The sequence below is a fragment of the Micrococcus sp. KRD096 genome, from assembly GCF_017168495.1.
In the GTDB taxonomy this organism is placed as follows: domain Bacteria; phylum Actinomycetota; class Actinomycetes; order Actinomycetales; family Micrococcaceae; genus Micrococcus; species Micrococcus luteus.
The window spans coordinates 89833-98085 of sequence record NZ_JABFAY010000003.1 but is presented as its reverse complement, the minus strand read 5'-3'; the positions used below and the strand labels follow the sequence as shown (position 1 = coordinate 98085).

At 74.8% G+C, this 8253-nt stretch carries 8 protein-coding genes and 1 riboswitch; of the genes, 1 reads left to right on the top strand and 7 read right to left on the bottom strand.

Features of this window, described 5'->3' with window-relative positions; all coding sequences use genetic code 11:
* Positions 1 to 231: DUF6480 family protein (locus J1M41_RS02225; RefSeq protein WP_206451053.1), on the top strand; the 231-nt coding region annotated here is incomplete at its 5' end.
* A 138-nt stretch (positions 232 to 369) separates the two neighbouring features.
* Here J1M41_RS02225 and J1M41_RS02220 read toward each other — a convergent pair.
* From J1M41_RS02220 to J1M41_RS02190, 7 genes are all read right to left on the bottom strand, one after another.
* The gene (locus J1M41_RS02220; RefSeq protein WP_049146465.1) at positions 370 to 765 is read right to left on the bottom strand and encodes a hypothetical protein; all 396 of its coding nucleotides are present in this window, start codon (positions 763 to 765) and stop codon (positions 370 to 372) included.
* 190 nt (positions 766 to 955) lie between these two features.
* Positions 956 to 2398 carry an alanine/glycine:cation symporter family protein gene (locus J1M41_RS02215; protein ID WP_206451052.1) on the bottom strand — a complete coding sequence of 481 codons (1443 nt, stop codon included), beginning with the start codon at positions 2396 to 2398 and terminating at the stop codon, positions 956 to 958.
* 61 nt (positions 2399 to 2459) lie between these two features.
* Entirely contained in the window at positions 2460 to 3533 is a 1074-nt protein-coding gene (locus J1M41_RS02210) for an RNase H family protein (RefSeq protein WP_342214051.1), read from the bottom strand.
* A gap of 507 nt (positions 3534 to 4040) precedes the next feature.
* Complete coding sequence (locus tag J1M41_RS02205; RefSeq protein ID WP_206451051.1) at positions 4041 to 4502, bottom strand: TetR family transcriptional regulator; 462 nt, start codon at positions 4500 to 4502, stop codon at positions 4041 to 4043.
* A 34-nt stretch (positions 4503 to 4536) separates the two neighbouring features.
* Positions 4537 to 5238: an ABC transporter ATP-binding protein gene (locus J1M41_RS02200; RefSeq protein ID WP_036316162.1), complete on the bottom strand. Its 702-nt coding sequence runs from the start codon at positions 5236 to 5238 to the stop codon at positions 4537 to 4539.
* Positions 5238 to 6968: an iron ABC transporter permease gene (locus tag J1M41_RS02195; RefSeq protein ID WP_148408307.1), complete on the bottom strand. Its 1731-nt coding sequence runs from the start codon at positions 6966 to 6968 to the stop codon at positions 5238 to 5240. Before J1M41_RS02195 ends, J1M41_RS02200 begins: the two co-directional genes overlap by 1 nt.
* A complete protein-coding gene (locus J1M41_RS02190; protein WP_206451050.1) occupies positions 6968 to 8032 on the bottom strand; it encodes a thiamine ABC transporter substrate binding subunit in 1065 nt (354 codons plus the stop codon). The genes J1M41_RS02195 and J1M41_RS02190 overlap by 1 nt, the downstream gene beginning before the upstream one ends.
* Before the next feature lie 66 nt (positions 8033 to 8098).
* Positions 8099 to 8204, bottom strand: a riboswitch (TPP riboswitch).
* Between the last annotated feature and the right edge of the window lie 49 nt (positions 8205 to 8253).

Sequence of the window (8253 nt, the reverse complement as noted above, 5' to 3'; positions counted from 1 at the left end):
CCCCAGGACGCCCGGCGCGCACGCGAGGCGACGGACGAGACCTCCGGCGTCGCGTTCGACGGCGACACGCCCCCCGCCGAGGGTGCAGGCGTCGGCCCGCACAACCCGGGCATGGACGTGGAGCAGACCGGCGAGCGCTCGGCCGGCAAGATCGTGCTCGGGCTGATCATCGCCCTCGTGGTCATCGGCGTCCTGGTGTTCATCCTGGGCCGCGTCGCCGGCCTCGGCTGAGCCGCGGCGCAGACGCCTCGGGCACGCCACCGGCCCATCGCGACCACGGGGCGGGCACCGATCCGTCGGTGCCCGCCCCGTGGTCGTGTCCGCTCCGCGGTGATGCCGTTCAGCGGCGACTCCGCGCCCGCGCAGCGGTCAGAAGCCGCCGCCCACGGTCCGGCGGCCACCCGCCGTGCGTCGGCCGGCGGCACCGGACCGGCCGCGGGAGGCGAGGGCCCCGCCGAGCAGCCCGCCCAGCAGGCCGGTGCCGAGGCCGCCCGTGGACCGGGCCGAGGGTCCGAAGCCGCCGCGGTACGCACCGGAGCTGCGCCCGCGCGTCGTGCTTCCGGCGCCGCGGCGCGAGAGCTCACGCAGCGCCAGACCGCCGAGCGTGCCCAGGAGGGCACCGCCCAGGCCGCTGGACCGGCGTCCCTGAGAGCGGGCCTGCCGGCCGAAGCCGGGGGACCGGCCGATGTGCGCACCGATGGTGGGTCGGCTGGAGCGGCGGCCACCGCCGCCGAGAGTGCGGGTGAGGCTGGAGAGGATGCCCATGGTGTCCTCCTCGGACGTCGTGCCGGCCACTCGTGCGTGGCCGGTCGGGTGCGCCTCAACCTAGGCGCCGACCCCCGCACGGTGTCCAGACCGCGCCTCCTCATGCATCGAGGCGGGATATCCACCCCACGGCCGCCCGCGGCAGCCGGATGGGGTCGATATCCCGCCTCGAAACGCGCGGGCGGGGGCGTCAGTCCTGGAGCGGGGAGGTCTTCGGCTCGTCCCTCCAGAGGGCCACGTTCCGCGCCTCGGGCAGGTCGGAGATGTGGAAGCCCGGATCCATGCCCGCCTTGAGCTTGCGCTCGTAGTCCCGGAGCAGCTTCACGGCCAGCCCGCCCAGCGGGATGATCGCCACGAGGTTGATGGTCGCCATGAGGGCCGCGAACGTGTCCGCGAGGTTCCACACCAGCGCCACGGAGCCGAGCGCGCCGCCGACCACGCACACCAGCACGAGCACGCGGAACACGCTGATGGCCCGACCCGCGTGGCGGCCGGCCAGGTACCGGATGTTGGCCTCACCGTAGTAGGTGTTGCCCAGCACGGAGGACCAGGCCAGGAAGAAGATGATGACGGTCAGCGCCGGGCCGGCCCACGCGCCCACGGCCTGCTGGAGCGCACCCTGGGTCACCTGCATGCCGAGCGCCTCCCCGCGTCCGTAGGCCGGGTTGGAGAGCAGGATGACGAACGCGGTGGCCGAGCACACGATCAGGGTGTCGAAGTAGACGCCCAGGGACTGCACGAAGCCCTGCTTGGCCGGGTGGGAGACGGCCGCGGTGGCGGCGGCGTTCGGGGCGGAGCCCATGCCGGCCTCGTTGGAGAACATGCCGCGGCGCACGCCCTGCATCACCATCGTCATGCCGACGGCGGCGCCCGCGACCTCGCGCAGGCCGAAGGCGTGGCCCACGATCAGCGCGATCATGCCCGGGACCTCGGTGATGTTGACGACCATCACGATCAGGGCCAGGAAGATGTAGAACGTGGCCATCACGGGGACCAGCACGTTGGTCACGGCCGAGAGCCGGCGCACGCCGCCGAAGATCACGAGGCCGGTGAGGGTGGCCAGGCCCAGGCCCACGATCCACGCGGTGGTGGAGGACGCGCCCCAGTTGGCCTGCACGGACTCGGAGATCGAGTTGGACTGCACGGCGTTGAACACGAAGCCGTAGGTCACGGTGATGGCGACGGCGAACACGGCCGCCAGCCACTTCGCGCCCAGGCCGTCGCGGATGTAGTACGCGGGGCCGCCGAAGTAGCCGTCCGAGCCCTTCTGCTTGTACAGCTGGGCCAGCGTGGACTCGACGAACGCGGTGGCGCCGCCGATGATCGCCAGCAGCCACATCCAGAACACGGCGCCCGGGCCGCCGATCACGATCGCGATCGCCACGCCGGCCACGTTGCCGGTGCCCACGCGCGAGGCCGCCGAGATGGTGAAGGCGCGGAACGGGCTCACGCCGTCGTTCTCGAACCCGGTCTGGGACTTGCCCGTCACCGACCGCAGCATCTCCGGGAGCATGCGCACCTGCACGCCCACGGTCCGGATGGTGAACCACACCCCGGCCACGAAGAGCAGCGCCATCACGACGTACCAGTACTTGTTGTTGAAGGCGGTGACGGCCGCTGTGATCTGTTCCACTGTCGCTTCCACAGCCCCACCCTAGAGGCTGGGGCGGAGGACGGGGAATCGGGGGCCGGGGTCAGCCGGCGGCGTCGTCCTCGACGCGGAGCTGGATCAGCTGCCCCATCCGCTCGGGCAGGTCCCCCTCGGGGGTGCCGACGCTGGCGTGGCGGGCGGCGGCCCGGGCGAGGTCGTCGGCCAGTTCGTTGCCGTGCACGCCCACGTGGCCCTTGACCCACGTGGTGTCCACCTGGACGTCCGCGGCCTGCGCCAGGTCGACGGCGGCCAGCAGGCGCCGCAGGGTGCGGCGGATGCGCTCGCCCCGGGCGCCGCCGAGGGTGAGCCGCTCGCGGCGGGCGGCGTTGAGCAGGGCCAGCGCGGCGCGCGAGTCCGAGTGGATGGTGACCCGGCCGCCGGGGGTGCCCGCCCACGCGCAGATCACGTGCCCCAGCACGAGCGCCTCGAGTTCCACCTCGAGCGGCATCGTGGCCCCGGCCACGGCCTGCACGGCCCACATGCTCGGCCCGGCGACGGCGGCCGCCCCGCCGATGCGGGAGCCGCGCAGCACGGAGCCGTCCACGTACACGTCCGTCACGTCCGCCTCGTCCGCGAACGTGAGGCTGTGGGTCACCCCGGGCAGGTTGCGGCGCAGGAAGCGGTCCGTGCGGCGGCGGGAGAGGAAGACGCCGGAGGAGCGGCGCAGCGCGTCCTCCTCCTCCTGGGCGGCCTCGATGGCCTCGAGCGGGATCCGGGCCGCGCCCGTCTGGGCGACCGTCTCCGGGTCCACGTCCGGCAGCAGGTAGCTGGAGCGCTGCGTGCCCACGGGGGACTCGTCGAGCCGGTAGGAGACCACGCGCGTGTCCACGGGGGCGAGGACCTCGAGCAGGGAGAGCAGCTCGGCGTCCCGGTCCGAGCGCAGCCGCACGATCACCGGGCGCTCTGGCGGCAGGTCGACGGTGACGGTGGACCAGAAGGCGCTCAGATGCGCCGTCCCGACCATCCCGGTGTAGACGTGGCCGCGGACGTCGTCGCCGAGCTCGCGCAGCTCGAGCTCGCGGGCCACGTAGACGATGCCCCCCGTCGTCGGATGCAGGTCCAGGCGGAGGGCGGGGCCGTGGTCCACGCCGGGCAGCATGGCCAGCGGGCTGGCCACCACGCGGACGCCGTCCCGGCGGATCCGGGTGCGCGGCGGGGAGGGCCCTCCGCCTGGACCTGCATCCGACGACGGGGCCGGTGCGCGTGAGGTCGACGCCGTTCCGGTCCCGCGGGGTGCCCCGAGGCCGGCGGGCACGGACCACGCGCAGCGGGCGGTGCTGCTCCTCCGCCTTGGCGCCCGGGCCACGGAAGTCCCAGCCCACGTCGACGAGCGCCGCGGGGTGTGCGGGCTCGACGTCGTGATGCAGCGTCCGGTCCACGACCGTCCGCGGGTGGTTGATCCGTGCTCCCATGGCTTCGCCGGCTGTGTCGAAGGGGACCGCGCCGGAACTGTGAGCCGGGTCCGGCGGGCCATGCTGGTACTGCGGCGGTCGGGCGGGATCGCCGTGGACGAAGGGGACGACCCGTCCCGACCTGTTCTGCTCTGGGCGACCTTACCGAGCGCACCTGTGAGGAGGCAGGTCTCCTCTCCTCGGCCTCCCGCGCGGCGGCGTCGGACGAGGGGTCAGAGCGGGTCCGTGCGGTGCCGCTGCACGTCCGGGCCGGTCGGCACGCCGAGCGCCTGCGCCTGCGCGCGCTGCTGCCGCAGGGACACGGTGCCCAGCAGCAGCGCCAGGGCCCGCTCCCCGTCCTCCGGGGTGTCCGCCGCCTCGGTGAGCAGACGGTGCAGGCCGAGGCCGCCCAGCCCGAGCGCGAGGGCGGAGAGCACCACGTCCGCCCCGTCCCGGTGCCGCAGCAGGGCGGCCTCCGCGGCCTCGGCGCGGCCCGCCAGGTCCGTGACGCGGCGGGCGCGCACGGTCTCCTCCGCCTCGGCGACGATCCGGTCCGCCACCCGCGCCAGCAGCGACTGCTTGTCCGGCACGTGCCAGTACAGCGCGGAGGCCTGCACGCCCAGCACCCCGGCCACGCGCCGCATGGACAGGTCGCCCATGCCGAAGTCCTGCAGGATCCCGACGGCGGCGTCCACCACGTCCTGGGCGGTCAGCCGGGGGCGGGGTGGGTCATGCCTGAGAGGCTACCGCCGGGCCGTCCTCCTCCGCCGCGATGCGTCCCCCCGCGCCGAGGCGCACGGTGCGGTCGGCCATCACGGCGGCCTCCGCGAGGTCGTGGGTGACGACGACGCCGGTCGTCCCCGCCGCCCGCAGCACCGCCCGGATGTCCTCGGCCAGGCGCCGGCGCAGGTCCGCGTCGAGCGCGGACAGCGGCTCGTCCAGCAGGAGCACCCGCGGGGCCGGGGCCAGCGACCGGGCCAGCGCCACGCGCTGGGCCTGCCCGCCGGAGAGCCGCTGCACAGGCCGGTCCGTGAGCTCGGTCAGGCCCACCAGGTCCAGCAGCTCGGCCACGCGTGCCCGCCGCCGGGCCCGGTCCCAGCCGGCGGACTCGAGGCCGTACGCCACGTTCCGGCCCACGGTCCGGTGCGGGAACAGCTGCCCGTCCTGGAACACCATCCCCACGCCCCGGCGGTGCGTCGGCACCGCCGCCACGTCCCGCCCGTCGAGCTCCACCGTGCCCGCCACGACGTCCTCGAGCCCGGCGATCCCGCGCAGGATCGTGGACTTGCCCGAGCCGGAGGCGCCCACGAGCGCCACGATCTCCCCGGCGGCCACGTCCAGGTCCGTCCCCCGCACGGGGGTGGAGCCGTCCGGATAGCGGATCGCCACATCCCGCAGCCGGAGGGAGGCCCCCGTCGTCGTCGGCGTCATCACAGACCTCCCGCCCCGGCCGGGCCCCGGGGGCGCAGCCGCTCGCACACCAGCATGATCCCGGCACTCAGCACGGCCAGCACCGTGGCCGCCGCGAGCGCCATCCCGTAGTTGTCCGCGCCCGGCCGGCCCAGCAGCCGGGCGATCAGCACCGGCAGGGTGGGCGCGGACGGGCTCGCCAGGAAGCTCGTGGCCCCGAACTCGCCCAGGGACACCGCGAAGGCGAAGCCCGCGGCCACGCCCACGCCGCGGGCGAGGAACGGGCCGTCCACGGTGGCCAGCACCCGCCACGGGCCCGCCCCGAGGGTGCGTGCGGCCTCCCGCAGCCGCGGGTCCACCGCCGCGAGCACGGGCACGAGCGCCCGCACCGCGAGCGGCAGCGCCACCACCGCCTGGGCCAGTGGCACGAGCACGCCCGAGGCCGCCAGCTCCGGGAACGCGGCCCGCAGGGACACGACGAAGCCGAAGCCCACGGTCACCGCGGACACGCCGAGCGGCAGGAGCAGGGCGCCGTCGAGGGCCCGCTGGGCCACCAGCGCCGCGCGTGAACGGAAGGGCCGGGTCAGCAGCAGGGCCAGCGGCACGGCCACCACGAGCGTCACGAGCGTGGCGTCCACGGCCACCCGCAGGGACTGTTCGAGCGCCTGGGCCGGCGTCGACCCGCCCACGAACCCGCTGCCCGCGCTCGTGGACAGCAGCCGATAGTTGCCCAGCCCCCAGCCGTGGCGGGTGTGGAAGGAGCGCACCACGAGCGTCAGGATCGGCGCCACCACGAGCGCCACCACCGCGAGCATCACGGCCACCGGGACCGCGTCCGCGCGCGTGAGCCGGGCCGGCGGCGTCTCCCGCAGGCGCAGCGCCCGCTGGGTGCGCGCCGCCGTCACGCCGGAGACCACGACGGCGGCCAGCACCACCGCGAACTGCAGCACGGAGAACACCGCCGCGGTCCGCAGGTCCAGGTAGACGGAGGTCTGCACCCAGATCTCCGACTCGAGCGTGCCGTAGCCGGGCCGGCCGAGCGTCTGGACGATGCCGAACGCGGACGCGCAGAACAGGAACACCAGCGCCGCGCTCGCGGCGATCGCCGGGGCGAGCTGGGGCAGCGTCACGGTGCGGAACGCCCGCCACGGCGAGGCGCCCAGGGTGCGGGCGGCCTCGGTCTGGCGCGGGTCCAGCGCGTTCCACAGCGCGCCCACCTGGCGCACCACCACGGACACGTTGAAGAAGACCATGGCCAGCACGACGGCGGTGGTCGTCTGGTCCAGCCCGGTGAAGCCGAGCGGTCCGCCGGGGGCGAGCAGGGCGCGGAACGCGACGCCGACCACCACCGTGGGCAGCACGAACGGCACGAGCACGAGGGCGCGGAGCACGGCCCGCCCCGGGACGCGACGCCGGTGCAGCACGAACGCGGTCGGCAGGCCGAGCGCCACGGAGACCACCGTGCCGGCGGCGGCCATGCCGAGCGTCTGGCCGAGGATGCGCCACGTGCGCTCGCGGGCGAGGGTCTCCCCGAAGGCGGTGAGGTCCACGGCGCCGGTGAACGCGTCGGCGTCGCCGCCGATCCCGCGCCAGAGCATGGCCGCCACGGGCCACGCGAAGAAGACGAGCAGGAAGGCGACCGGCAGGACGGCGGCCACCAGCCACCACGGGCCGAGCCCGTCTCCCCGGCCGCGGGCCCGCCGGCGCGGCAGGTCCGTGCCGGGGGCCGCGACCTCGGTGAGCGCGGACATCAGCGCCGGGAGGCCTCGGACAGGGCGGTCCACTCCTTCAGCAGGTCCTCGCGGCGCTCGTCGATGCGGGCGGGGTCCGGGGTGATGGCGTCCTCGACGAGCGGCGCGTTCTGCGCCCACTCCTCGGGCAGCTGCACCGACTCGTCGATCGGGTACATGTACATCGACTCGGGCAGGGCGGACTGGACGTCCTCGGTGAGCATGAAGTCCACGAACGCCTGCGCGCCCTCGGGGTTCTTCGCGCCCTCGAGCACGCCGGCGTACTCGACCTGCGGGGTGCAGGAGTCCTCGATCACCTCGGTCTCGGGGGCGAACGCGGGGGAGGAGGAGTAGGAGAGCACCACCGGGAACTGGCCCTTGCCCTCGCCGCCGGAGAAGTCCGAGTTGTAGGCGTCGGACCAGCTGTCGGCGACCTTGCCGCCGTTCTCCATCAGGCCCTGCCACCAGTCCTGCCAGCCGTCGTCGCCGTACTTCTCCGTGGTGGCCGCGAGCAGCGCCAGGCCGGGGGAGGAGGCCACGGGGGAGGTGGCGACCGTCAGCTTCGCGTACTCGGGGTCGTCGAGCTGGTCGATCGAGGTGGGGGCCTCGACGTCGTGGGCGGTGAACCACGCCGGATCCGTGTTGAAGCACACCTGGCCCTGGTCCACCGGGGTCATGCGGTCCTCCACCATCCGGTCCTGTGCGGAGGCGGGCAGGTCCTGCGGGGTGTATTCGGCGACGACGCCCTCGCGGACGAGGCGGTGCGCCGAGTGGTCCTCCACGCCGTAGACGCCGTCCACGGTGGGCTCGTCCTTGGCCAGCAGGAGCTGGTTCACCACGCTGCCGGCGTCGCCGGGGGCCGTGGTCTTCAGGGTGTAGCCGGACTCCTGCTCGAACTTCTGGACGAGCTCCTCGGGCAGGTTGAACGAGTCGTGCGTCATGATCGTCACCGTCGTCGGCTCGCCGCCGGCGCCGGCGGCGGACGACGACGCCCCGTCGCCGGACGAGCCGGACACCGAACAGCCGGTGAGGGCGAGGGCGGCCACTGAGAGGGCGGCGAGGGCGCGGTGCGGGGTGCGGGACATGGCGGTTCTCCTCTGGGACGGCAGAGGGGCCGGGACGAGGCCGCCACCGGAATCCCGGGACGACGTCGACCGGGAGACTCGACTTCCTTCGCCGGTGCGGACCGGAGCAGGTTCGAGGGTCTGCGGCGGACCGCACTCTCAGCGCCGCGCGGGCGCTCCCCTGTCGATGTGGACTGGTCCCGACCCTACCCCGTCCGGCCCGCGCATAGACTGCCCGCGTG

Coding starts and splice junctions, on each gene's coding strand:
- J1M41_RS02220 (WP_049146465.1), bottom strand. CDS start 765: ATGGGCATCCTCTCCAGCCTCACCCGCACTCTCGGCGGCGGTGGCCGC.
- J1M41_RS02200 (WP_036316162.1), bottom strand. CDS start 5,238: ATGACGCCGACGACGACGGGGGCCTCCCTCCGGCTGCGGGATGTGGCG.
- J1M41_RS02195 (WP_148408307.1), bottom strand. CDS start 6,968: ATGTCCGCGCTCACCGAGGTCGCGGCCCCCGGCACGGACCTGCCGCGC.
- J1M41_RS02190 (WP_206451050.1), bottom strand. CDS start 8,032: ATGTCCCGCACCCCGCACCGCGCCCTCGCCGCCCTCTCAGTGGCCGCC.